20 protein-coding genes and 1 pseudogene are annotated in these 23,750 nt (G+C 69.2%); 11 read left to right on the top strand and 10 right to left on the bottom strand.

What is annotated here, in order from left to right:
* Positions 1-78: 78 nt before the first annotated feature.
* From TFC3_RS29175 to TFC3_RS29165, 4 genes are all read right to left on the bottom strand, one after another.
* Positions 79-768: a hypothetical protein gene (locus tag TFC3_RS29175; RefSeq protein ID WP_067508498.1), complete on the bottom strand. Its 690-nt coding sequence runs from the start codon at positions 766-768 to the stop codon at positions 79-81.
* Between the two features lie 112 nt (positions 769-880).
* Positions 881-1,660, bottom strand: coding sequence for a hypothetical protein (locus TFC3_RS39710; protein ID WP_236718505.1), 780 nt, complete (start codon positions 1,658-1,660; stop codon positions 881-883).
* The gene (locus TFC3_RS29170; protein ID WP_236718504.1) at positions 1,548-3,530 is read right to left on the bottom strand and encodes an Ig-like domain-containing protein; all 1,983 of its coding nucleotides are present in this window, start codon (positions 3,528-3,530) and stop codon (positions 1,548-1,550) included. The genes TFC3_RS39710 and TFC3_RS29170 overlap by 113 nt, the downstream gene beginning before the upstream one ends.
* A gap of 87 nt (positions 3,531-3,617) precedes the next feature.
* Positions 3,618-4,517, bottom strand: a complete 900-nt coding sequence (locus TFC3_RS29165) for a LysR family transcriptional regulator (protein WP_067508497.1) — start codon at positions 4,515-4,517, stop codon at positions 3,618-3,620.
* Between the two features lie 11 nt (positions 4,518-4,528).
* Between TFC3_RS29165 and TFC3_RS39705 the strand changes: the two genes are divergently transcribed.
* Both TFC3_RS39705 and TFC3_RS29150 read left to right on the top strand, forming a co-directional pair.
* Positions 4,529-5,881, top strand: coding sequence for a TDT family transporter (locus TFC3_RS39705; protein WP_067508495.1), 1,353 nt, complete (start codon positions 4,529-4,531; stop codon positions 5,879-5,881).
* A gap of 1,118 nt (positions 5,882-6,999) precedes the next feature.
* The gene (locus TFC3_RS29150; protein ID WP_067508492.1) at positions 7,000-8,232 is read left to right on the top strand and encodes an EAL domain-containing protein; all 1,233 of its coding nucleotides are present in this window, start codon (positions 7,000-7,002) and stop codon (positions 8,230-8,232) included.
* Positions 8,233-8,276: 44 nt separating this feature from the next.
* Here TFC3_RS29150 and TFC3_RS29145 read toward each other — a convergent pair whose 3' ends face one another.
* The 4 genes from TFC3_RS29145 to TFC3_RS29130 form a co-directional block, all read right to left on the bottom strand.
* Positions 8,277-9,056: a hypothetical protein gene (locus TFC3_RS29145; protein ID WP_082772596.1), complete on the bottom strand. Its 780-nt coding sequence runs from the start codon at positions 9,054-9,056 to the stop codon at positions 8,277-8,279.
* Positions 9,053-10,804 carry a methyltransferase domain-containing protein gene (locus tag TFC3_RS36375; protein WP_161952698.1) on the bottom strand — a complete coding sequence of 584 codons (1,752 nt, stop codon included), beginning with the start codon at positions 10,802-10,804 and terminating at the stop codon, positions 9,053-9,055. The genes TFC3_RS29145 and TFC3_RS36375 overlap by 4 nt, the downstream gene beginning before the upstream one ends.
* A gap of 178 nt (positions 10,805-10,982) precedes the next feature.
* Positions 10,983-11,219 (bottom strand): SAM-dependent methyltransferase, encoded by a 237-nt coding sequence (locus TFC3_RS29135; RefSeq protein WP_067508490.1) that lies wholly within the window; start codon positions 11,217-11,219, stop codon positions 10,983-10,985.
* A gap of 27 nt (positions 11,220-11,246) precedes the next feature.
* Complete coding sequence (locus TFC3_RS29130) at positions 11,247-12,701, bottom strand: XRE family transcriptional regulator (protein ID WP_067508488.1); 1,455 nt, start codon at positions 12,699-12,701, stop codon at positions 11,247-11,249.
* Positions 12,702-12,816: 115 nt separating this feature from the next.
* Here TFC3_RS29130 and aceA point away from each other — a divergent pair, with 115 nt between their 5' ends.
* The 9 genes and pseudogenes from aceA to TFC3_RS29085 all read left to right on the top strand — a co-directional run bounded on the left by aceA (position 12,817) and on the right by TFC3_RS29085 (position 21,762).
* On the top strand, positions 12,817-14,121 hold the full coding sequence (gene aceA, locus TFC3_RS29125) for an isocitrate lyase (RefSeq protein ID WP_067508486.1): 1,305 nt from the start codon (positions 12,817-12,819) through the stop codon (positions 14,119-14,121).
* Entirely contained in the window at positions 14,121-15,722 is a 1,602-nt protein-coding gene (aceB, locus tag TFC3_RS29120) for a malate synthase A (RefSeq protein WP_067508484.1), read from the top strand. Before aceA ends, aceB begins: the two co-directional genes overlap by 1 nt.
* 182 nt (positions 15,723-15,904) lie before the next feature.
* A complete protein-coding gene (locus TFC3_RS29115) occupies positions 15,905-17,380 on the top strand; it encodes a mannitol dehydrogenase family protein (protein ID WP_082772593.1) in 1,476 nt (491 codons plus the stop codon).
* Positions 17,381-17,451: 71 nt separating this feature from the next.
* Complete coding sequence (locus TFC3_RS29110; protein WP_067509802.1) at positions 17,452-18,120, top strand: Type 1 glutamine amidotransferase-like domain-containing protein; 669 nt, start codon at positions 17,452-17,454, stop codon at positions 18,118-18,120.
* Between the two features lie 171 nt (positions 18,121-18,291).
* The gene (locus TFC3_RS29105; protein WP_067508482.1) at positions 18,292-19,305 is read left to right on the top strand and encodes a glycosyltransferase; all 1,014 of its coding nucleotides are present in this window, start codon (positions 18,292-18,294) and stop codon (positions 19,303-19,305) included.
* 342 nt (positions 19,306-19,647) lie between these two features.
* A pseudogene (locus TFC3_RS29100) lies at positions 19,648-20,154 on the top strand (lytic polysaccharide monooxygenase auxiliary activity family 9 protein); the annotation flags it as partial.
* Between the two features lie 134 nt (positions 20,155-20,288).
* Complete coding sequence (locus TFC3_RS29095) at positions 20,289-20,744, top strand: DUF305 domain-containing protein (protein ID WP_236718599.1); 456 nt, start codon at positions 20,289-20,291, stop codon at positions 20,742-20,744.
* A complete protein-coding gene (locus TFC3_RS29090) occupies positions 20,741-21,247 on the top strand; it encodes a MarR family winged helix-turn-helix transcriptional regulator (RefSeq protein WP_067508477.1) in 507 nt (168 codons plus the stop codon). The genes TFC3_RS29095 and TFC3_RS29090 overlap by 4 nt, the downstream gene beginning before the upstream one ends.
* Positions 21,235-21,762, top strand: coding sequence for a GNAT family N-acetyltransferase (locus tag TFC3_RS29085; protein ID WP_067508475.1), 528 nt, complete (start codon positions 21,235-21,237; stop codon positions 21,760-21,762). The genes TFC3_RS29090 and TFC3_RS29085 overlap by 13 nt, the downstream gene beginning before the upstream one ends.
* Before the next feature lie 21 nt (positions 21,763-21,783).
* Here the strand turns inward: TFC3_RS29085 and TFC3_RS29080 are convergent, their stop codons facing one another.
* Both TFC3_RS29080 and TFC3_RS29075 read right to left on the bottom strand, forming a co-directional pair.
* Positions 21,784-22,428, bottom strand: a complete 645-nt coding sequence (locus TFC3_RS29080) for a response regulator transcription factor (protein ID WP_067508473.1) — start codon at positions 22,426-22,428, stop codon at positions 21,784-21,786.
* Positions 22,429-22,451: 23 nt separating this feature from the next.
* The gene (locus tag TFC3_RS29075) at positions 22,452-23,627 is read right to left on the bottom strand and encodes a sensor histidine kinase (RefSeq protein ID WP_067508471.1); all 1,176 of its coding nucleotides are present in this window, start codon (positions 23,625-23,627) and stop codon (positions 22,452-22,454) included.
* Positions 23,628-23,750 lie beyond the last annotated feature (123 nt).

The raw sequence follows: 23,750 nt of genomic DNA, 5'->3' as shown, positions 1-23,750 counted from the left end.
GGGGGATGCGGGCGGGCTCGCAGCGACCCTAAGGATCGATACTGATCGACAGAAAGAGGGGAAACCCTCGTATTACATTTATGAACTTTGGCTGATCGCCACGATCAGCAGAATGACCAGGGCGAACGGAACAGCGAGCCCGATGATGGTCATCGGCCGCATGAGCAACCGCGCCCCCGGATCCATCGGCGGCCGGCTGGGACCGTACGGGTTGGGCTGAGGCGGGGCCAGATGGGCGACCTTGCCCCGCCGGAACAGGTTGATCAGCACGGTGATCGGCGTGATGATGAAGGAAGCGTAGCCGTACCAGCCCTGCACCAGCGTGCGCGAGGTCATGCTGCGGAAGGTGGCCAGGCCGCAGTCCCGGCAGAACGGCCCTTCGGCGCTGAGAAACTGCATGACCACAATGAAGCCGCGGTGGCCGCGGAAGGTGGCCGGGGCGGCCGGAACACTCCCGCACATGCGACAGGCAGTCACGGACATTTCCCCGTACGCAGAAGAGCCCTGCACCGGGCCGTACCCGGGCCCGTTCTGCACCGGTACGGCGGCGGGGGCCCGGCCGTAGGCGGCCTGGCCGTAGGCGGCCTGGCTGTGGGCGCCCTGCCCTTGGCCGTAGGCGCCTTGCCCGTATCCGCCGCCTTGCTCGTATCCCGCAGCCTGCGCAGGAACCGCGGCGCCCGGAGCAGAGGCCGGCGCTGCGTTCGGGGCGGCACCGAACTGGTTGGGCGCAGCACCGAATTCGTTGGGGGCACCATAGGGCTGGGACACGAGCTCACCTCGAACGTTGTAGCGATGTAGGAGCCGCGTCAGGGTACTCAAAGCCGGCCGCCCGCGCTGCCCCTCGATTGACGCTGCACGAAGAGCCTCGGGCCGATTGAGGTCAGGGGCGCGGCCGCAGCAGCGTGATCCGGTTCGCGCCCAGCTCGGTCACGTACAAGTTCCCGGTGGCAACGTCCTCAGTGACGTCCAGCGGCTGACTGAACCCCGTAAACCCAGCGATCCCCGTGCTCCGGTTGCTCAGCGCCCCACTCGCAGCCACGTCGAACGTCTCGATGTCCTGACCCGACGAGTAGCGAACCACCAGCAGCTTCCCGTCCAGCGCCCCACCCCGGTACTCGATCGCCCCGTTCGCAGAGGCATGCAGCCCGGCGTCATACGTTCCGGCCAGGTCGAAGGCGGGGTCCGGCTGGGTGCCGACCGGATAGGCGCTCACCTCGTACGGATCCAAGCCCCCACTGGGGTTCCCGCCCGCCAGCACCCACTCGCAGCGCAGCGGATTCGGGTGCCCGTAATAGCGTCCCTGCTTCACGTCGAACACGTAGTCGGTCTCCGCCGTAGGTACCGAAGTCAGCGCGGGCACCGAAGGACCCGTGTAGCCGCGCCGCGTACACGAGGCGGGCAGCGGTGCCGGCGTCGACGGGGTGTTGCCGCCCGCGGCCGAGCCGTTGGTCGGGGCATACAGGTGTCCGTTGCGGTGCCACACCAGGTCGAACGCGTTGCGCACCCCGGTGGCGTACAAGGTCAACGGTGCCGTGGGGGCGTACGGGTCATAGGTCCCGGTCCTGACGTCCAGCGGCGTAGTCCCCAGCGCACCCACGTCGAGGCGCAGGATCGCGGCGCTCAGCAGCTGTTCCGGGCGGTTGCCCCACGTCGCATCCACGCCACCCATCGCGTTGTTGGCCCCCTGCGACACATACAGGGCTCCATCCGGGCCGAAGGCCAGCGAATTGGTCTCGTGGTCCTTCACCGAATCGCGGCAAGTTCACGACCACCGGGGTATAGACGCCGCCGCTGATCTTCCCGATCCGCCCGGACCAATCCGGCACGTTGAGCGGCCCCACGAACTCGTAGTTGTCGGTCACCCACAGCGAGCCGGACGGGTCGAAGGCCATGCCGATGATCGTGCGGGCCGGGGCGCCGGGCAAGCCGAGAGCCGCCGCGTTGTCGCGCACCGCAGTAATGACGGTGGCGGTGCCCAGGGTGCCATCGGCGGCGATGGGGTAGCGGAAGATGCGACCGTCGAGGCTGCCGGCGTACAGAAATCCGTCGGGGCCCATGACCACCGTCGTGAAGGACGCCCCCGACGCGACGCCGGCCACCTTGTCGAAGGCTACGCTCGCGGCGGGACCACCCGCGCTGCCGGTCGTGAAGACCAGGGAGAAGGGCTGGAAGGCCCGGCCGCGCACGTCTCGAACACCGGACGTCAGATCGAAACGGTACGATGTGCTGCCCGCGAGCGCCGAGGTGGGGGACAGGTTCACCACGTCGCCGCCGCCGCTCGTGAGCACCGTGGCCGGCACCCGCGAGCCGTCGCTGATCCGGGTCAGAGTGACGGTCGAACTGCTCAGCGTTGCCGCGTCCACCCCACCATCGGGCAGGATCAGATCTTCAACCACACTACTGTTCACCGGTACGTCCACAGCCCCGTTGCCCGGCGTGCTCGTCCGCACCGCAGGCGTAGTCCCGTCCGCGACGCTGGCGATGTCCACATAGTTCAGCTTGGTGTTCGTGCCCCCGGCCGGGCTCAGCGTCAGCCGTCCATCGCCGACCGTGACCGTCCGCGTGGCCGTGCGGTGCTTGCCGCCCGCGGTGGGCACGAACGCCGCGACCGCGTTCTGGTTCTCGATGCTCAGCCAATGGTTGCTGTCCACGGCCGTCCCCGCGTCCCCGACCGCCACCGTCACCGTGTACGACCCGTTCGGCACGGCCACCTCCCACGATCCACTCGTGCCAGCCGGGAGCTGCAGGTGCATGAGCGTGGCCAGCCGCACGTCGGGTTGCCCGGCAGCCGGGTTGCGGTTGCGCCCGTTGCTGGTGAGGTTCAACGGGGTCGAGGTGCCGGTGCGCACCCAGCCGTATCCGCGCGCATCGGTGTACGCGTCACCGGAGTCACGCACATAGCCGGCCGGTGGCGTGGTTGCCGCGTCGGAGAAGTTGACGTTCAGCGCGAACGCGGGCGTGACCCGTACATGATTCAGCTTGGTGTTGGTGCCCCCGATCGCGTCGAGGGTCAGCCGTCCGTCGGTGACCGGCACGGTGACGGTGGCGCTGCGGAACTCGGCCGCCGCCGTGGACACGAACCGCGAGATCGCCGTCACGCCCTCGGCCCGGATGGTGTGGGCACTGTCGTACGCCGGCTGATCGCCCACCGACACGGTGACGTGATAGCTGCCGCTCGGTACGGCGAGTTCCCACGCGCCCGGCGTCGCCACTCCGCTTGTGCCGCCGACATCGCCGTACTGCAGGTGGATCAGCGTGTTGAGCCGCGGGTCGATGCCCGCCCGGCCCCGGTCTCGGGTGTTGCGCGTCAGATCCAGGGGTGTCTGCGTGCCCTGGGCCACCCAGCCGTAGCCGCGCGCCGCCGTGTACGCAGCGCCGGTGTCAGCGGTCCAGCTGGCCGGAACCACCGACCCGGCAGGCTGGAAGTTGACCAGCGCGTTGGCAAGGGGGGCCGCCGGAGCCGGTTCGATGGCGGCAAAGGGGGCGAGCAGCAGGGCCAGGGCAACAATCCACACACGACGCGTCAGCACCCGCTCACCCAAACATGGTGCCCCGGTGATCGTCCTGTCCGGAATCCGGCACCGGCCGCGTTTTGCCGCCGGCCGGTAATTCGGCGATCACCGGTGACGCCGGGCGATCGCGTACAAGTCGCGTGCAGGCCCGATGAGCTGGTCGGAAACCGGCCAGACCGCCCGTAGCCGCCGCTGCAACGGTACGGCCGAAGCCACCGCGACCAGCGTGCCCGCGGCCAGTTCGGCGCTGACCGCGAGTGAGCTGAGCACCGCCGCCGCCCCGGAACCGGCGGCCACCGCGTGCTTGATCGCCGTGGTCGACGACAACTCCAGCAGCGGAGCCGTGGTCCGCCCGCCCAGCGCCTGCTCGAACGCGCGCCGCGTCCCGGATCCGGCCTCGCGGGACACCAGGGGTGTACCGGCCAGTTCCTCGGCACTGACCCCTCGGCGGCGCTTGGCCCACGGGTGTGCGGGCGCTACCACCACCACGAGCCGGTCGGTCGCCACCACCTCGGCGTGCAACCCGGGTGGCACGTCCGGACCCTCCACGAACCCGAGCTCGACCTGCTGGGCCAGCACCGCAGCCGCCACGTCGGCCGAGTTCGCCGCGCGCAGCGTCACCGTCAGCCCCGGCTGCGCGGTTCGCAACCCCACCAGCCAGGTCGGCAGCAGGTATTCGGCAACCGTCTGGCTCGCCGCCACGGCCAACCGGCTCTCCCGGGTCTCGCGCAACGCGGCAACCCCGGTGGCCAGCGCGTCGGCAGCGTCCACCGCCGCCCGCGCCCAGTCCGCGACCAGCGCCCCGGTCCCGGTCAGCGTCGACCCGCGCGGCGTGCGGTGCAGCAGCGTCAACCCGAGCCGTCGTTCCAGCTCGCGCAGCCGGGCACTTGCGGCCGGTTGGCTCACGGTGTGCTCGGCCGCTGCCCGGCCCACGCTGCCCAGCCGGGCGACGCTGAGCAGCAGGTCGAAGCCGGTAAGGTCGGCGAACACCGGCGGCAGAGGCATAACCCAAGCCTATGACCACTACTCAGATCACCGGCTACCGGGAGCCCCGGAGCGGCGCCACGATCAACAGCATGTTCGGACCCAACTGGTTCTCCTGCGTCATGGGCACCGGGATCGTTGCCATCGCCGCGGCGACGCTGCCGGTCACCGTGCCCGGCCTGCACACCGCCGCCACCGTCGTCTGGGCGCTCGCCGCCGCGCTGCTGCTCGCGGTGCTGACCGCGTTCGCGCTGCGCGGCACCAGCCACTCCGATGACCCGGTGCTCGTGCAGTTCTGGGGCGCCCCGCCGATGGCGCTGATGACCGTCGGCACCGGTGCCCTGCTGCTGGGCCGCGACTGGATCGGTGAGAGCGCCGCGGTGGGTGTCGACCTGGTGCTGTGGGGTGCTGGCACGGCCCTCGGGTTGGCGGTGGCTGTGGCCGTACCGTTTAAAATGATCACCGGTCAGAACGCCGAGCCGGACGCCGCCTTCGGGGGTTGGCTGTTGCCGGTCGTGCCTGCGATGGTGTCCGCGTCGGCCGGTGCGCTGCTGGTGCCCCACGTTGGCTTCGGCCGCGAGATGCTGCTGGGCTGCTACGCGCTCGCCGGCCTCAGCCTGTTCGCCGCGATCATGGTGATCACCCAGATCTGGGCCCGGCTGGTACGCCACCCGCTCGGCGCCGCCCGCCTGGTGCCCACACTGTGGATCGTGCTCGGTCCGCTGGGCCAGTCGGTGACCGCTTTTCATCTGCTGGGCCGCAGCGCCCAAGCAGTTCTGGACGAGCCGTACGCCGGAGGCGCCGAGGTGTTCGCGCTGCTGTACGGCGTACCAGCGCTGGGCTTCGCCCTGTTCTGGGCGGCGCTCGTGGCCGCCATCACCGTGCGCACCGCCCGCGCCGGCCTGCCCTTCTCGCTCTCCTGGTGGAGCTTCACCTTCCCCGTCGGCACCGTCGTGACCGGCGCCAGCGGTGTGGCCGTCCGGTCCGGCTCGGTGCTGTTCACGGCCGTCGCGGTCATCCTGTACGGGGGACTGCTCGCCGCCTGGGCCGTCGTCGCCGTCCGCACCGTCCGGGGCCTGGGCCGGGGCGAGCTGCTGCTCCCGAGCCCGTCGTCACGACCAGCAGGGGTGGCCCTCGCGCGCGGTGCCGGTGGTGATCGCCTGCTCCTGGCTACCGTCGGCCTTGACCGCGACGACCCGGGGCTGTTCGAGCGGGCCACGGGTGAGCGCGAGCCAGGTGCCGTCCGGCGACCACGTCGGATCCATCTCGCGGGCCGGGTCGTGGGTGAGCGCACGCGGGTTGCTGCCATCCGCGCCGACCAGCCAGATGTCGGAGACGCCCGTCCCGGTGAGCCTGGTGTAGGCGATCGTGCGGCCATCCGGTGACCACGCCGGGTCAACAGCCGGTCCCGCGTCACCCTGAGTGATCCGTCGCCCGGGCTCCCGCGGCGCTGCCACGGTCAGGGCATACAGGTCGCGGCGCCCGTTACGCTGCGCCCAGTACGCGATCTCCTTGCCGTCCGGGGACCAGAACGGGTCATCCTTGGCGTCCTTGGACGTGGTGAGTGCGCGGGGCTCGCTGTCCCCGATGGTGATCACGTGCAGCTGACCGGCCTTGATGAACGCCAGCTTCGTATCGTCGGCCGACCAGGCGACCCGGCCGCCGCTGACGCCGCCGAGTACCCGGCTCTGGTTCGTACCGTCGGCGTCCAGCACCCAGATCTCGGTGCCCTCGGCGGCCTTGCGTGTCACGGCGAGCCGCGTGCGGTCATGCGACCACTCGGGCAGCACGTCACCCCCGGTGGTGGAGATCGGCTTACGATCCGTGCTGCCCGGGGTGAGCAGGTACACGTCCGAGCGGTTGTCGCCGTCGACGCGGACCAGCATCGTGTCGGTGGGAGCTTGCGCTGCGGCTGCCGCTGGTGGCGCCGCCGGGTCGGTGGGGGAGCCCTCGCGGTTGCGCAGCATGACGACGGTGGCGGCGCCGGCCAGCACGGCTACGCCGAGGACCGCGACCAGGGCGATCAGCTTGCCGTTGCCGCGCTTGGCTGGGCTGCCCGGGTTGGGATGAGGCTGTGGCGGAGCCCAGGCCGTGGGTGCCGCTTCGGCCGGCGCGATCCGGGTGTGCGCCGGCTGGTTGGCGGCTGGTTCGGTGGCGGCGGTCCCGGTGGGCACCTCGCCCAGCGATGCCAGGGGCGGCGCCGCGGGTTGGTGGTAGATCGGCGCCGGGCCGTGCGGCACGGTGGGCTGGTTGGAGGTCGCCCACGGATCGACCGCCGCGGCCAGGGCCGGCTCCGGCTCGATGTCTTCTTCGGTCCCCACAGCCTCTGACCCTAGGACCCGCGGGCCAGTGCCGGGATACCCCGTTTGGACGGACCCGGCGGGCGTCCCCTCGGTGAAACACCGGCAAGGACCTTCAGTTGACTGACTGAGTCCGCACCCCTCAGCAGAGATGCCGTCCCCAGCTTGTTCAGATCCTGTTCGCGCGCGCCGATAATGCGGAAGTGCGTGACATCGACGAGGTTATCGACGCCCGCGCGGTGACCCCGGTGTTTCAGCCCCTGGTTGATCTTGCCTCCGGTGTCACCGTGGGCTACGAGGCGCTGAGCAGGGGACCGGCCGGCACCGCGTGGGAATCCCCGGTCGCGCTGTTCACCGCCGCCCGCGCCGCCGGGCGGGACAGCGAACTCGACTGGGTGTGCCGGGCCGCCGCGTACCGGGCTGCCCTGGCCAGCGGCCTGGATGTCGCGTTGTTCGTCAACATGGAGCCCGCCGCCTGGCGTACCCCCTGCCCGCCCGACCTGCTCCCCATCGTGGCCCGCGCCGAACGTGAGCTGCGCATCGTCACCGAGATCACCGAACGCGCCATCGCCGCCGACCCCTCGGCCCTGCTCGCCGCCACCGCCGCCAGCCGTGCCGCCGGGCTGGGCGTGGCCCTGGACGACGTGGGCTCGGACCCGATGTCGCTGGCGCTCATGCCGTTCGTGCGCCCCGACGTGGTCAAACTCGACATGGGCCTGCTGCACGCGCCCGACGACCCGTACACCGCGCACGTCGTGGCCGCGGTCGCAGCGTATGCCGAGGCGACCGGCGCGACCGTCCTGGCCGAGGGCGTGGAGACCGCCGGGCACGAACGTACCGCCCGCACGATGGGCGCGAGCATCGTGCAAGGTTTCCGGTACGGCCGCCCGGCGCCCATCATCAACCCGGCTGCGCCCTGGTCACCGCGCATCCCGCAGCCCCCGGCCGCGGGCGGCACCCCGTACGGCATCGTCAGTGCCCGTCGCCCGGTCGTGCAAGCCACGAAGGCGGAACTGATGCCGCTCAGCCGGCACCTCGAAGCCCTGGCCGGCGAGGGCGAGGTGCTGCTCGCCTGCTTCCAGGACGTCCAGCATTTCACCGCCGCCACCGCCCGCCGCTTCACCCGCATCGCCCGCAGCAGCCCGCTGGTGGCAGCCCTCGGCGCCGGCCTGCCCGACGAACCGGCCCACGGCGTGCGCGGCGCCTCCCTGGACCCCGGCGACCCGCTAAGCGGTGAGTGGAACGTCATCGTCGTCGGCCCGTACCAGGCGGCGGCCCTGGTGGCCCGCGACCTCGGCGACCCCGGCCCGGACCGCGAACGCCGCTTCCTGTTCGCCACCACCCACAACCGCGACCTGGTCATCGCGGCCGCTCGCACGTTGCTGCGCTGCGTCGCCCCGGTGCGCCCCGCCGACCTGGCAGCTTTGCTGCGCTGACTCGAGACGTTAAGCCGGTAGGTCTGTGTGCCAGGTACTGAGGGTCATGCCCCCGATCTTGATGCCAGATCGGCAGGTACAGCAGCTCCGCGCCGTAGGACGAGTACACGGTAGGTGATCGGGGCGCCTGCCATGTCCAGGCGGTGCCGGAACGAGGAGGACTTCAGCACCTCAAGGTAGCCCTCATTGATCATGGCGTGCAGGGTGGCTGAGAAGGGATCTCTGCTGTCGGCTTCGAGCCAGCGTTCATGCACTGTCATGACGATGAGCGCTGCACCGATGAGCGTGTTGACCGCCTGGATGAAGGCGGCGGGGGGAACATGACCGCCGCCGATCGCGCCGACACACATGAGCACCTCGAACTGCCCTGCGGCCAGCCGTTCGACCAGAGCAGAATCCGAACGGCCGAGGTCGCCGACGATGTAGTCCTCGTACACGGTGGGCCGATCGCGGTCACACGCGGTTCGCGCTTCGACGATGTTGTCCAAACCCACCACGGCGGACACCCCGGCATCATGAAGTAGCTCTCCGACAACGCCGACGCCCGCCCCGAGATCGAGGATTCGCAGCGTCTTGATGTCGAGGTGCAATTCCTTAGCGGCTGCTGACGTTGCGCGCACCGCGACTGCCGGGGACTTGCATTGCAGAAGGTCTTGTACTACGTATTCGTACAGGCCGGGGACTGAATACACTCGCGCATAGTCGTGCAGATGGATTTCCTCGCGCTTTCCCTCGTGCACGAGTATGAACCGTTCATCGTACGGCTGAGCCTGCTCGGGGAGTTCAACCACCCAGGGTGTCCCGCCCGCCGTGTCCTCGATCATCGTCGCCGACCTCCGGTCCTCGTGATGCCGATGATGGTCACGATAAGCGTGAGTGTCACCGCTAGCATCACGATCCTTGGAGCGGTCGTAATGCGAAGCTGGGTGTCAAGAACGAACGTACTGACCGTAGCAACGCTGGCCACGACACTGAAAATCGTGAACAGGTCAATGGCCACGCCGAGCCGCCGCTGCCGTTGCGCTGAAGCGCGCTCGAGCTGTCCGTGGCACGCCGTCTGCAAAGCATCCAATTTGTCGCGGATGGAGTCGAGCACCTCAGGTAACCCTTGAACGCGGGCCATCGCGTCCCACACATCCTTGGCGCCGCGGCCGAGGTCGATCAGCACGGTGTCAAGCGCAGATCGATAGACGCGCGTGCGATCGTAAAGGGTGAGGACGCCGCGGGCCTCGATCTCGAGTCCGGTTGATGACGCGCTCTGCCCGGTGACGGCGAATGTATTGAGGCGCCGGAACAACGTCCGGTCCGCTTCCATGGTGATGGCTATGTGCGCCCATTGGAGATTCATCAGCTCCAACAGCATTTCCACACCCACAAGGCCTACAGGCGTCGAGGGGCGGTGAATGACGATGCTTGATCCGATGCCGGGCAGGAATGTGATTCCTTGCATCTGGAGTTGCTCGAAGATGCTCGGTAGTAACGCCTGGTACCGCAATGTGGCGCGGTAGCCAGTAGCGGAATCTTTGATCAAATAGGTGGAGTGCAACCACAGAAGTGACGCCGGCGTTGCGTGGCCGGCCATGCCGGTACTCGATGCCGTTCGGTCGGTACCGTCATCCTGGCACCAAGCGACCTCCATGACATAACCGGGGATGATCTCGCGGCAAGCCGCAAGATATATCCTTACAATGTCAGCGACGAGCTTGTTGCACGGCGCAATCAGCCGGTTCACCATGTGCTCGACACCTGCTCGCCGATCTGCCACCGTAGTTCTGCGTGGTGCGGTGACCTGCAGCCTCAGCGCCAGCACTCCAACGCCGGACTCGTGGAACTCGACGGTTGTGCTTTCGAGATGCCAAGTCCAGCCATGCGTGGCCTCGACTGCGATAACGGATCGGAGGCCTGGCTCGTAATGATCTCCGCGGTAACTCATGAACGAGAGCGGAACGACCGAGGGGTACACGTCGTCGGCGGTGAACCACCGTCCGTCACCGTCAGCGACAACCCGAGAAAACCAAGAGCCATTGTTGTGCTTGTCCAGCTGCTCGCGCAGGTGCTGCTGCGCTGGGGCCATGCCCTCCACCGCAAGTCGATCACCATCAAGGGCAGCGCCGAGGAAGAACGCACCATTGAGGTACAGGCCGAACGCGCTTGATTGATCTCGGAGAGGACAGGCAGACAAGTAATGCACAGCCTTCAATATAACGCTGGCTTCGCCTTGCTGCGTCAATTCACGCGTAGGCGACCCCCGCGATCTAGGTGTTGAACGATACGAACGGACTGCGCAACCGGTATGCCCGAACGTCGACGCGCGCATCGGTGTCCCATCCGGGGCGGCAATGTGCTCACGAAGCAGTACCTCCCCAAGACGCAGAACCCGGCGAACCTCCTCAAGCACCGCGGCCGGTTCCCCAACCGTGCACAGCACCAGCGAGGAGGGCACACAGTCGGTGTTGCTGGACGGCAACCCGGTGTCCTCGGCAACCCGGTCGCGCAGGTCCAGCTGCACTCTCCGGCGCCAGGCCGCCGCCCATGAAACCCGGTGCATGGGGACGTTCGGCTCAATGGCCACCAGCCCGCGTACCCCCATCAGCCTTCGGCGCAAAGGTATCGGTGAGAACATCGGACCACAAATCTCAATGCGACCACACAAGACCATAGAAATGATCGCGTACGCCCACACTGGACAAATTCCGCCCACGGCACCCGCACCCGCCGTCACGTTCCCTGATCGAACTGCGATTCGACGCTCATAGCCGTCCCACGGCACCGTAGATTGACACATCCGCCGCGGCGGGGCGTTCGGTGGGCGGGCGAGCCGGGCGCCAGTCGCTGACTGCCACGATTCCCGGTTCGATCAGCTCCAAGCCGTCGAAGAAGCGGCCGGACTCGGCGGCAGTGCGAGCCCCGGCGTCCGTACGGCCGGAGGTCACCAGTTCTTCATGCTTGGTGATGTGGGCCGGCAGGGCGTAGCCCAGCGCCGCCACGCCATCCAGCCATCAGGGACAGGCGGCTCAGGCTCCGGCGCGGCGTTGCAGGAATTCGTAGACGTCCTGGGCGTCGACGCCGGGGAAGGTGCCGGGCGGCAGGGCGGCGAGCAGGTGCGAGTGGACGCGGGCGCTGGGCCAGGCGTGCCCGGCCCAGGACTCCACGAGCGCGGCGGGTGGGCGGCGGCAGCATGACGGGTCGGGGCAGCGCGATACGGTACGGCGGGAAGTGTCGCCGCCCCGGAACCATTGCGCGTGCTCGTACGGGGTGCCCACGGTGACCGAGAACTCGCCGGAACGCGTTGACTCGACGTGGACCGTACACCAGTACGTACCGTTCACGGTGTCGGTGAACTGGTAGAACGACGAGTACGGGTCCGAGGCCTGAAAAACCGTGCGCGACGCCCATTTGCGGCACACCGGCTGGCCCTCGATGGCGCCGGTGACGTCGGTGGGGAAGCGGACGTTGTCGTTCTCGTACGCCTTGTAGACGGTGCCGCTCTCGTGCACCCGAGTGAAGTGCACGGGAATGCCGAAATGGTGGGTCGCCAGGTTCGTGAAGCGATGCGCCGCCGTTTCGTAGGACACGCCGAACGCGTCGCGGAAGTCGTCGATGGCCAGCGCCCGGTCCGCTTTCGCCTCGCGCAGGAAGCTGACCGCGAACTTTTCGGGCATCAGCAGCGCCGCCGCGAAATAGTTGGCCTCGACGCGCTGGCGCAGGAAGTCGCCGTAGTCCGCCGGGCCGGCGTGCCCGAGCACGAAATGCCCAAGTGTCTGCAGCACCACCGCCCGCGGGTCGTGACCTTTGCCGCTGGCCACCTGCGGAAGGTAGATCCTGCGATGGCGCAGATCGGTCACCGATCGCGTCGAACCGGGCAGGTCGGCCACATAGTGCAGCGTGAATCCCAGGTGCGCGGCGATGTCGAGAATGCCGCGCTGCGACAGCGGACCGGTCGCGTGTTTCACCGCCTGCAGCACCTTCGCCGCGGCCTGCTCGACATCGGCGTAATAGTTGTCGCGTTCGCGCATCCGTTCCCGCAACTGCTGGTTCGCCCGGCGGGCCACCTCGGGTGTGGCGCTCTGCTCGGTCAGCAACCGGGTCAGTTCCCGGTGCAATCCGATGAGCGATTCCAAAGCATCAGCCGGTAACCGCCGCCCAGCCCTGACCGCCGGCAAGCCGAGCGCCGCATACGCCGAATTCTGCTGGAAATGGGCGAGCTCAATTTCCAGACCGGCCCGTCGGCTGGGTGGTTCCGGACGCAGAAGATCCTGCATCGGTACGCCCAGAGCTCCAGCAATCGCCTGCAGCACACTGAGCTTCGGCTCGCGTTTACCGTTCTCGATCAGCGACAACTGCGACGGCGCCCGCCCCACTGCCGCGCTGAGCTGGTCGAGCGTCACGTTTTTCGACCGGCGTAAATGGCGCAGCCGCTGTCCGAGCGTCACCAGGTCCACCGCTGCGCCGCCATCGGAAGCCGTCATGCGTTTTGACGCTAGCAGAAGATTCACGTTTCTTCTGCTCACAAAGTCCTTCAACGGCCGGTCACCGCGCGGCGACAGTGGAGTCCTTCCCGGGTAGCGAAAGAAGGGCGGGACGATGACTGATCAACTGACCGACGTCAGGACCACCAAGGGTCAGCGCAGCACCGCGGGCGACATTGCCCGGGCCTGGGCCGGCGATCCACGATGGCTCGGCGTCAAGCGCGACTACACCGCGCAGGATGTGGTGCGGCTGCGCGGCAGTCTGCAGGAACGGCACACCCTCGCCGAACGCGGCGCGCAGCGGCTGTGGGAGTTGCTGCACGACGAGGAGTACGTCAACGCGCTCGGCGCGCTGACCGGGGGCCAGGCCGTGCAGCAGGTCCGCGCCGGGCTCAAGGCGATCTACCTGTCGGGTTGGCAGGTGGCCGCGGACGCGAACCTGTCCGGGCACACATACCCGGATCAGAGCCTGTACCCGGCCAACTCGGTGCCCGCGGTGGTGCGCCGGATCAACAACGCGCTGCTGCGCGCCGACCAGATCGACACCGCGGCCGGGCGTCACGAGCGGGACTGGTTCGCCCCGATTGTCGCCGATGCCGAGGCCGGGTTCGGCGGTCCGCTCAACGCGTTCGAGCTGATGAAGGCGATGATCGCCGCCGGCGCCGCGGGTGTGCACTGGGAGGACCAACTGGCCTCGGAGAAGAAGTGCGGCCACCTCGGGGGCAAGGTTCTGGTTCCGACAAGCCAGCACATTCGTACACTCAACGCGGCGCGCCTGGCCGCGGATGTCGCCGGGGTGCCGAGCGTGGTGATCGCCCGCACCGACGCGCTGGCCGCCGACCTGCTCACCACCGATGTCGACGAGCGGGACCGGCCGTTCCTGAGCGGTGACCGTACCGCCGAGGGATTCTTCCGGGTCCGCAGCGGGCCGGAAGCCGCCATCGCCCGCGGGGTCGCCTACGCCGATTACGCGGATCTTCTCTGGGTGGAAACCGGCACCCCGGATCTGGCGTTCGCCAAGACGTTCGCCGAGGCCGTCCACAGTGTGCACCCGGACAAGATGCTGGCCTACAACTGCTCGCCGTCGTTCAACTGGAAGCGCAACCTCGACGACGCCACGATCGCCCGGTTCCAGAAGGAACTCGGCGCGATGGGTTACAAGTTCCAGTTCGTCACGCTCGCCGGTTTCCACGCCCTCAACCATGCGATGTACGAACTCGCCCGCGGCTATGCCCGCAATGGCATGAGCGCTTACGTCAGATTGCAGGAAGCCGAATTCGCTGCCGAGAGCGACGGTTACACCGCGACCAAGCACCAAGCCGAGGTTGGCACCGGCTATTTCGATGCTGTCTCCACCGCCCTGAACCCGCAAAGCTCGACCACGGCCCTGAGCGGCTCGACGGAAGCGGAGCAGTTCTGATGGAAGAAATCACAATTGCGCCCTCGGACTGCGACGACATCCTGACCCCGGAGGCCATCGACTTCGTGGTCGCGCTCGACCGGGAGTTCGGGGCCCGCCGGGTGCAGGTGCTGGATCGGCGGCGCCGACGTCGTACCACCCGTACCGAGGAATGGGATTTCTTGTCCTCGACCCGTGCCGTTCGCGAGGACACGTCGTGGACCGTCGCCCCGCCCGCCGAGGATCTGGCTGACCGGCGGGTCGAAATCACCGGGCCGCCCGAGCGCAAGATGACGATCAACGCGTTGAATTCCGGGGCCAAGGTGTGGATGGCCGATTTCGAGGACGCCTTGTCGCCGACCTGGGACAACGTGGTCAGCGGCCAGCGCAATCTGCGGGATGCGCTGGACGGGACGCTGGACTTCACCGCCGCGGACGGCCGGGAATACCGGGTCGGCGAGCACCTGCCCACCATCATGGTGCGCCCGCGCGGCTGGCATCTGCCGGAATGTCATCTGCGCATCGGTGGGCGGGCGGTTTCGGCGTCGCTGTTCGACTTCGGCATGTACCTGTTCCATTGCGGGCGCAAGCAGATCGAACGCGGCAGCGGCCCGTATTTCTATCTGCCCAAGCTGGAAAGCCACCTCGAGGCGCGGCTGTGGAATGACGTTTTCGTGTACGCCCAGCAGGTGCTCGGCATTGCGCGCGGCACCATCCGGGCCACCGTGCTGATCGAAACGGTCACCGCGGCCTTCGAGATGGACGAGATCCTGTACGAACTGCGCGAGCATTCCGCCGGGCTCAACGCCGGTCGCTGGGACTATCTGTTCTCCATGATCAAGAACCGGCCCGAGGCGGTGCTGCCCGAACGGGCGGAGTTGACGATGACCGCTGCGTTCATGCGGGCGTACACGGAACTGCTTGTCCAGACCTGTCACCGTCGCGGCGCCCATGCCATCGGCGGGATGGCCGCCGTGGTGCCCAGCCGGGACCCCGTCGCCGCCAAGCGCGCCCTCAACCAGGTCCGCCAGGACAAGCGGCGCGAGGTCGGCGACGGCTTCGACGGCAGCTGGGTGGCGCACCCCGGGCTGGTCGAGACCTGCCGGGAGGTGTTCGACCAGTGGCTGGGTTTCGAGCCGAACCAGATCGTGCGCCGGCGCGACGACGTGCAGGTGGGCGCCAAGGAGCTGCTCGACATCCGCGCCACCGGCATCGCGGTGACCGAGGTGGCGCTGCGGACCAACGTCAGCGTGGCGCTGCGGTACCTGGCGGAGTGGCTGGGCGGGCGCGGGGCGGTGGCCCTGGGCGGGCTGATGGAGGACGCGGCGACCGCGGAGATCTGCCGTACCCAGTTGTGGCAGTGGATCGCCAGGGCCACGCCCACCGACTACGGCGTGCCGGTGACCGCCGGGCTGGTCATCCGGATGCTGCGCGAGGAGCTGGACGTGCTCGCCGAGACCGGGGCCTTGGACGAGGACGCCGCCCACCGGTTCGGCCAGGCCCGCACGTTGCTGAGCGTGCTGCTCACCGAGCGGACCTGCCCGGAGTTTTTCACCCTGCCCGCGTATCTGCGCCACATGACCAGCACCAGACCGGTTGCGCCCCGGGCGATCCCGGCCTGACCAGCCAAGATCACGCGTCCGGCGGCGGTGGGCGGCCGGGCGTGTGACCGTTTCGGGCACGGCCGTGCCCGGGTTGACCGGTGGCGGAAAAGTTCTTGGTGCTCAGAGGCGGGAACCGGCCCGTGCAGGTGCGATGCTGAAGCGGTCACGCCCCCTCTAGCCGCGCTGGGAGGACCCCCGAGATGGTGCCGCTCACTGCCCAGAATCTCGCGTCCCTGCCGAAGGACCTCATCCCCTCGTACGACCGCAGCAGTCTGCGCACGGGCATCGTGCACTTCGGCGTCGGTGGTTTCCACCGGGCCCACGAGGCGATGTACCTCGACCGTCTGATGGCCGAGGGCAAGGCCCACGACTGGGCCATCTGCGGCGTGGGCGTCATGCCCGCAGACGCCCGCATGCGCGACGCCCTGGTCAGCCAGGACGGGTTGTACACCCTGGTGGTCAAGGCGCCCGACGGCACGTGGACCCCGCAGGTCATCGGCTCCATCAAGGAATACCTGTACGCCCCGGACGACCCCGGGGCGGTCATCGAGAAGATGGCCTCCGAGCAGGTGCGCATTGTCAGCCTGACGGTCACCGAGGGCGGCTACAACTTCAACGCCGTCACCGGTGAGTTCGTCGCCGACAACCCCGACGTGCAGCACGACCTGCAGCCCGGCAACGCCCCGAGGACCAGCTTCGGGCTGATCACCGAGGCCCTGGCCCGCCGCCGCGACCGCGGTTTGCCACCGTTCACGATCATGAGCTGCGACAACATCCAGGGCAACGGGCACGCCGCGCAGCGCAGCTTCGTGGCCTTCGCCACCCTGCGCGACCCGGAACTCGGCGCGTACGTGCAGGAGCAGGTCGCCTTCCCCAACAGCATGGTCGACCGGATCACCCCGGTGACCACCGACGACGACCGCGAGCAGGTCCGTGAACGCTTCGGCATCGACGACGCGTGGCCCGTGGTCTGCGAGCCGTTCACCCAGTGGGTCCTCGAGGACGCGTTCCCGCTCGGGCGCCCGGCGTTCGAGGACGCCGGCGTGCAGGTGGTGGCCGACGTGGAACCGTACGAGCTGATGAAGTTGCGGCTCCTGAACGCCAGCCACCAGGCGCTCTGCTATTTCGGTTACCTGTCGGGGTTCCGGCTCGTGCACGAGGTCGCCCAGGACCCGCAGTTCGACGCGTTCCTGCTGGCCTACATGCGGCGCGAGGCCACCCCGACGCTGGCCCCGGTGCCCGGCATCGACCTGGCCAACTACCAGCGCCAACTGATCGAGCGCTTCTCCAACGCCCAGGTCCGCGACACCGTGGCCCGGCTGTGCGCGGAAAGCTCCGACCGCATCCCCAAATGGCTGCTCCCGGTGATCCGCAAGAACCTGGAAACCGGCGGCGAGATCCTGCGCTCGACGGCCGTGGTCGCCTCGTGGGCCCGCTACGCCGAAGGCACCGACGAACAGGGCCAGCCGATCGAGGTGGTGGACCGCCTGCGCGACACCCTCGTACCGCTGGCCCGGACCCAGCACGACGACCCGCTGGCGTTCATCAAGAACCGCGAGTTGTTCGGGGACCTGGCGGACAACGAACGCTTCGTGTCGACGTACAAGTCTGTGCTGGCGTCGCTGCACAGCAAGGGCGCCCGCACCACATTGGACGACCTGGCCGGCGCTTCCTGAGTTCGGCCGCCGATCCTATGCTGGTCGCGGCGCCTCGCGAGGGCGAGGCGGGACGGGGGCTGGACACCATCATGAAGCTGTTGCTCACCGACGCCGGGGTCACGAACCCGAGCATCCAGGCCGCGCTGCTCGACCTGCTCGGCAAGCCGATCGCCGGGTGCACCGCGCTGTGCATCCCCACCGCCGCATACGGCCATCCCCATGTCAGCCCTGACAAGCCGGTCGCCTTCGTCAGCGGGACGGGCGGCAATCCCATGACCGAGCTGGGCTGGAGGTCCGTGGGCCTGCTGGAACTCACCGCGCTGCCCAGCATCGACCGCGAGCGCTGGGTCGCCTGGGTGCGTGAGGCCGACGTCCTGCTGGTGAACGGCGGCGACGCGCTGTACCTGGCGCACTGGATGCGCGAGTCCGGCCTGGCGGACCTGCTGCCCGAGCTGCCGGATCTGGTCTACGTCGGCTTCAGCGCCGGCAGCATGGCGATGACCCCCCGCATCGGGGAGTTCTTCGTCGAATGGCAGCCGCCGGCCGGGGGCGACGAGACGCTGGGCTTCGTCGACTTCTCCATCTTCCCGCACCTGAACTCCGAGGGCCTTGCCCACAACACCATCGCCAATGCGGAGAAGTGGGCCGCTGACATCGGCGGTCCGGCGTACGCCATCGACAACGAGACCGCCCTGTCGGTGGCCGGCGGCAAGGTGTCAGTGATCTCCGAGGGCACCTGGCGCCTGTTCAACGCCTGAGACTCCGGCGCGCGAGGATGAAGATCTCGCAAGCACGGGAACACCAGCGCCGCTCAACGGACCGGCCCGTCACCGGCGTGGCTGGTGCAGACCGGCCGGCGGCGACGTCACCTGCACCGGCTGGTGGTGAGCTGCGCTCAGGCCGGGCGGCAACTGGCCGAACGGTGAAAGGTGACCGACTTGCACCTGACGGCGGTGCTCATCGTCCGCGATGAAGCCGCGATGCTGCCCGACTGTCTGGAATCGCTGCGCGGTGTCGTGGACGAGGTCCAGGTCCACGACACCGGCTCGACCGACGGCACTGCTGAGGTGGCCGAGCGCTTCGGGGCTGTGGTGACGCGGGGGGACTGGGCCGATGACTTCGCCGCGGCGCGCAATGCTGCCGCCGGGGCGTCGAGCGGCGGCTGGGTGCTGGCCCTGGACGCCGATCACCGGGTCCTGGCCGACCGGTCCGCGCTGCGCGAGCTGCTGGCGAGCACCGATGCGGACGCGCTGCTCGTGGACGTGCACGACGAGCACCATTCCGGGCCGTACCGGCAATTCGAGACCCGCCTCTACCGCCCGGACGCCGCGGCCTGGCAGGGACGAGTGCACGAGCAGCTCGTACGGCCGGACGGTTCCGTCCCGGCCCGGGAGACGGTGCCGGGGGAGATGCTGTGGATGCGCCACCTCGGGCACGCCACATACCAGGATCGGATCCGCAGGGCCGAGCGCAACCTCGCCCTCACGCAGGTCACGCTGGAGGAGCTGAAGCGTCAGGGCGGGGACGCCACCCGCAAGCCGATTGCCGAGACGTTGCTGGCGCTCGGGCGCGACTTCGCGGCGGCGGAGCAGCGGCAGTCGGCGGTCGACACGTTCGAGGCGCTGCGGGAGTTGTTCCCGCTGACGCCGGAATGGGTGCAGGCCACCGACGGGCTGGCCCGGCTGGTGCTGGCCTCCGGCTACGACAAGCTGTGCCTGGTGCTGGTCGAGCAGTTGCGCGACGCGGGGGCGGACCCGGCGTACTGCAACTGGCTGGCCGCGCAGGCTTTGGCCCAGCTGGGGGATCCGTACGAGGCAGCGGCGTTGCTCGACGGGGTGGACGAGGTGGTCGACACGGCCGGCCGGCGCCGGGACCCGGCGGTGCTGCGGGAGATCACCGCCCTGGTGCAGCGCCTTCAGACGCTGACTCCGCTGCGCAACTGAGTGAGGATCAGGTCGGCGGCAAGCCCAGCGCCGGTGCACCGCCGGGATTCCGCAGCGCTGCCCGAGCAGGCGTGCGGGGGTGGCGGCGATGATTTATTGATCGGGCCGCTGGATGAGTCCTGTGCCGATGGTGTGGCCGGCCTGGCCTTAGCCGCTTTGCGCAGGCAGGGCCGCGCAACCGCGGCGGGACGTCGCCAGATATCGAAAAACTTCGCTGCGTCTCTTTACTGTTAACAGTCTTTAACTTATGTTGAGCGGACAGTCGTCGCAGCTTCCCCCAACGTTGCGGCGAGCGGGCCGGGTCCCCCCACCCGGCCTGCACCTTATGAAGAGGAGCGCTTCATGAGACGTCGGATCGCCCTTGCCCTGCTCAGCATCGCCGCAGTGGTCGCCTCGATGTTCGTGGCGATCGCACCGGCCAGCGCGCACGGCTACATCTCGTCCCCACCCAGCCGCCAGGCCAACTGCGCCAGCGGCAAGGTCGCCAATTGTGGCGACATCGTCTGGGAGCCGCAGAGCGTCGAGGCGGCAAAGGGTTCCAAGCTGTGCAACGGTGGCGGCAGCCGGTTCGCCGTCCTCAACGACGCCAGCAAGGGCTGGCCGGCCGCCAGCGTCGGGCGCACGGTGACCTTCAACTGGGTCTTCACCGCCCGGCATGCCACCGCGACCTGGGAGTACTTCATCGGCAACACGCTGCTGGCCTCGTTCAACGACGGGGGAGCGCAGCCGGGCGCAACGAAGTCGCACACGGTCAGCATGGGCAGCTTCACCGGGCGTCAGACGGTGCTGGCCCGGTGGAACGTGGCCGATACGGCGAACGCGTTCTACTCCTGCGTGGACGTCACGATCAGCTGAGGGCCGACGTGACCCGGATGATCGGAGCAGGGCGGCGAGCAATCGCCGCCCTGCTCCTGCTGAGCCTGGCGGCCTGCGGTGCGCAGCCCAGGAGCGTGCCCCCGCCGGCCTTCAACAGCACCGACGTGATGTTCCTGCAGATGAGCCTGGAGTACATCCGCCAAGGCGAGCAAGTTCTCACCACCGCGCAAACCCGGGCCAAGAACGCAGAGCTCAAGACGCTGACCGCGGCGCTGCAGGCCCAGTGGGCCGAGGAGCAGGGCACGATGCAGCGCTGGCTGCTGGGCTGGAGTCAGCCGCTGACCGCCGACCCCAGCAGCGGCGCCCACGAGGGGCACGGCGATCTGCATTCGCTGCGGCCTTCCGACATTGCCGAGCTGCAGGCCACCAAAGACAATTTTGACGGTACGGCCGAAGCGCTGCTGCTGGGTCACCTGCACAACTGTGTGGAAGTGAGCCGCATGGAGAGCACCGGTGGGCAGTACCCGCCGGCCAAAGCACTCGCGGAGCAGATGGCGGCCACCCGTCAGGGGCAGGTTCAGCGGCTGTTGAAGCTTCAAACGGGCAGTACGATGGGGGCGTGACCGCTGAACCCGCCGCCGCCCCGCCCCGCTGGCTGACCCCGGGCGAGCTCGCAGCCTGGCTGCCGGTCGGCGGCCTGCTGCTGCGCCTGCCCGCCGCCCTCGACGCGCAGATGCAGCGCGACTCCGGGCTGAGCCACTTCGACTACCTCGTGCTGGCCAACCTGTCCGAGGCCCCCGAACGAACCCGGCGGATGAGCGCCCTGGCCGCGCTGGCCAACGGCTCGCTGTCCCGGCTGTCGCACGTGGTCAAACGGCTCGAGGCCAAAGGCTGGGTGGAGCGCCGCGCCTGCCCCGAGGACGGGCGCTACACCAACGCCGTGCTCACCGGCCAGGGCTGGGAGAAGGTGCTGGAAAGCGCACCCGGGCACGTGGCGGCCATCCGATCGCTGGTGCTCGACGCGCTCACCGACGACGAACTCGCCCAGCTCGGCGACATGGCCCGGCGCATCCTGGCCCGCGTCGACGGCCCCGGCACCGAGGACGCGGGCCCGTGCCGGAGCTGATCGCACCGACGTCCCGGCTGCACCGGCAGTGGCTGGCCGCCCGCGACGACTGGGGACGCGGCGTGCACCAGGATGGCAGCGGCCTGCGCCCCGGCGACGAGGTGGACACCGCCGACGGGTTCGCGGCGTGGATCCGGGGCCTGCTGCGCCAATCCGATCCGGCGGTCGAACCCGAGCCGGACTGGGTGCACTGCACCTATTGGTGGGTGGTCGAGGGCGACGAGGTGCTCGGCAGCATCGCACTGCGCCACGAGCTCACCGACGCCCTGCTCTCCTGGGGCGGGCACATCGGCTACGGGGTGCGCCCGGCAGCCCGCGGCCGGGGACTGGCCCGGTTCGCGGTGGCACAGGTGCTTGCGTACGCCAAGCAGCTCGGTCTTGACCGGGTGTTGATCACCTGCCGGGAGAGCAACCGGGCCTCACGGCAGGTGATCGAGAAAAGCGGCGGCGTGCTGGAGGACGTGCGTGTGAGCGAGGAAGGCCCGATCCGCCGCTACTGGGCCGTCACGGGGTGAACGCCCGCACAGGTCGCTCGGTCAGGGGCGGCTGACCAGGCGGCGTTCCCAGGCCCAGGCGGCGATCTCCACCCGGTTGCGGGCGTTGAGCTTGGTCTGCACGCTGCCCAGGTGGGTCTTGACCGTGCCCACCGAGATGAACAGTTGCTGGGCGATCTCGGCGTTGGTGAGACCGGTTGCGGCGAGCTTCACCACGTCCAGCTCGCGGGGGGACAGGCCGCCGTCGTCGCCGTCCGGGGTGGGCGGGGAGAGATGCTCCAGCAGCCGTACGGTGATCGACGGGCTGATCAGCGCGTCGCCCGACATCGCCGCTCGGACCGCCTCCACCAGCAGCGCAGGGCCGGAGTCCTTGAGCAGGAAGCCGGCCGCGCCGTTGCGCAGCGCCTGGTGCACGTACTCGTCGAGGTCGAAGGTGGTCACCACGACGACCTTGACCGGCTCGGCGACACCCGGGCCGGCCAGCAACCGCAGCGCCTCGAGCCCGTCCATGCGTGGCATGCGGATGTCGAACAAGGCCACGTCCGGCTTGAGCTTGCGGGCCAGCGCCACCGCCTCGACGCCGTCGGCCGCCTCGCCGACCATCTCCATGTCGGGCTGCGCCCCGATGATCATGCCGAAGCCGGTACGCACCATCGCCTGGTCGTCGGCGATCAGAACCCGAATCACTCAAGTCTCCCTGTGCCGGACGGCTACCACGCCGTGGACCGGTCGAGCGGCAGCGCGGCGTCGACCACCCAGCCCCCGTCGATGCCCGGCCCGGCGGTGATGCGGCCGCCGACCGCGCGGACCCGCTCCTGCAGGCCCACCAGACCGTACCCCGGCGCCTCGCGGGCCGCGGGCGTAGCCTCCAAGCCGTCGTTGGCGACGCGCACGAGCAGCCACTGCGGGGTACGGCGCACCCACACGTCGGCGACCCGGGCGCCGCGGGCGTGCCGGCGGATGTTGGTCAGCGCCTCCATCACCACCCGGTACGCCGAGGTGGACACCTCAACCGGCAACCCGCTGGTGTCGCCCTCCACGTGCAGGCGCGCGAGCGGACCGCCGGCGTTGGTGAACTGTTCGAGCAGCGGCTTGAGCTCGTCCACGCCGGCCAGCGGGGCGAGCGGGGCGTCCGGCGGGGTGTCCGGGTCGCGCAGCACCCCGACCATGCGCCGCATCGAGGTCATCGTCTCGGCGCCCGCGGCCTCGATGCGTTCCAGCGCCTCGATGGCCTTCTGCGGGTCCTGCTCGGCGATGTAGCGCGCGCCCTGGGCCTGCACGACGATGCCGGTGACGTGGTGGGCGATGAAGTCGTGCAGGTCGCGGGCGAACTCGGCGCGCTGCTCGGCTCGTACCGAATCCATCGCCCGCGCCCGGTTGCCCTCGATGACGCGCTGGTAGATGCCGGACCCGATCACGGCGGTGGCCACCAGGCCCTGCACCAGGCCGACGATGATCATGTCGTAGTCGAGGCCGCCGCGCAGCGGCAGGAACCCGACCGCCATGCTCAGACCCAGCACCGCGCCGATCGACCACTGGGTCTCGCCGCGGCGGCACACCACGAAGATCACGCCGAGCAGGCCCAGCGTCTCGGAGAAGCCGTAACCGCCCCCGGAGCCCTGGCTCAGCGCCACCGACACCAGGGTCAGGAAGAGCGACGCCACGGCCAGCGCGAGGGCGGTGATCGGCAGGCGTCGCGAGCCCTGCTTGTGCCGGGGCAGCCAGACCGCGGCCGTGGCCACCGCCAGCGCGACCCGCAGCAGGGCGGGGATCAGTCCGGCGCTCGTCATGCTGTTGGCGGCCACGTCGATCAGGCCGAGGCAGAACATGACGAACAGCGCCGCCAGCTGACCCAGGCGCCGCAGCACATCCCGTTGTTTCATCATCGCCCTCCGAGCGTAAAGGCCACCGGGCTCGCTCCCATCGGCCGAAAGACAGATCCGCGGCGTGTCGTGTCCCCTCCCCGGTCCGATGTGCCCGACCCCCGCTCTCCCGCAGGCTTAGCGGGC

This window comes from Actinoplanes sp. TFC3, assembly GCF_001553785.1.
In the GTDB taxonomy this organism is placed as follows: domain Bacteria; phylum Actinomycetota; class Actinomycetes; order Mycobacteriales; family Micromonosporaceae; genus Actinoplanes.
The sequence above is the reverse complement of the archived record's forward strand: the minus strand, read 5'-3'. Positions and strand labels throughout refer to the sequence as shown.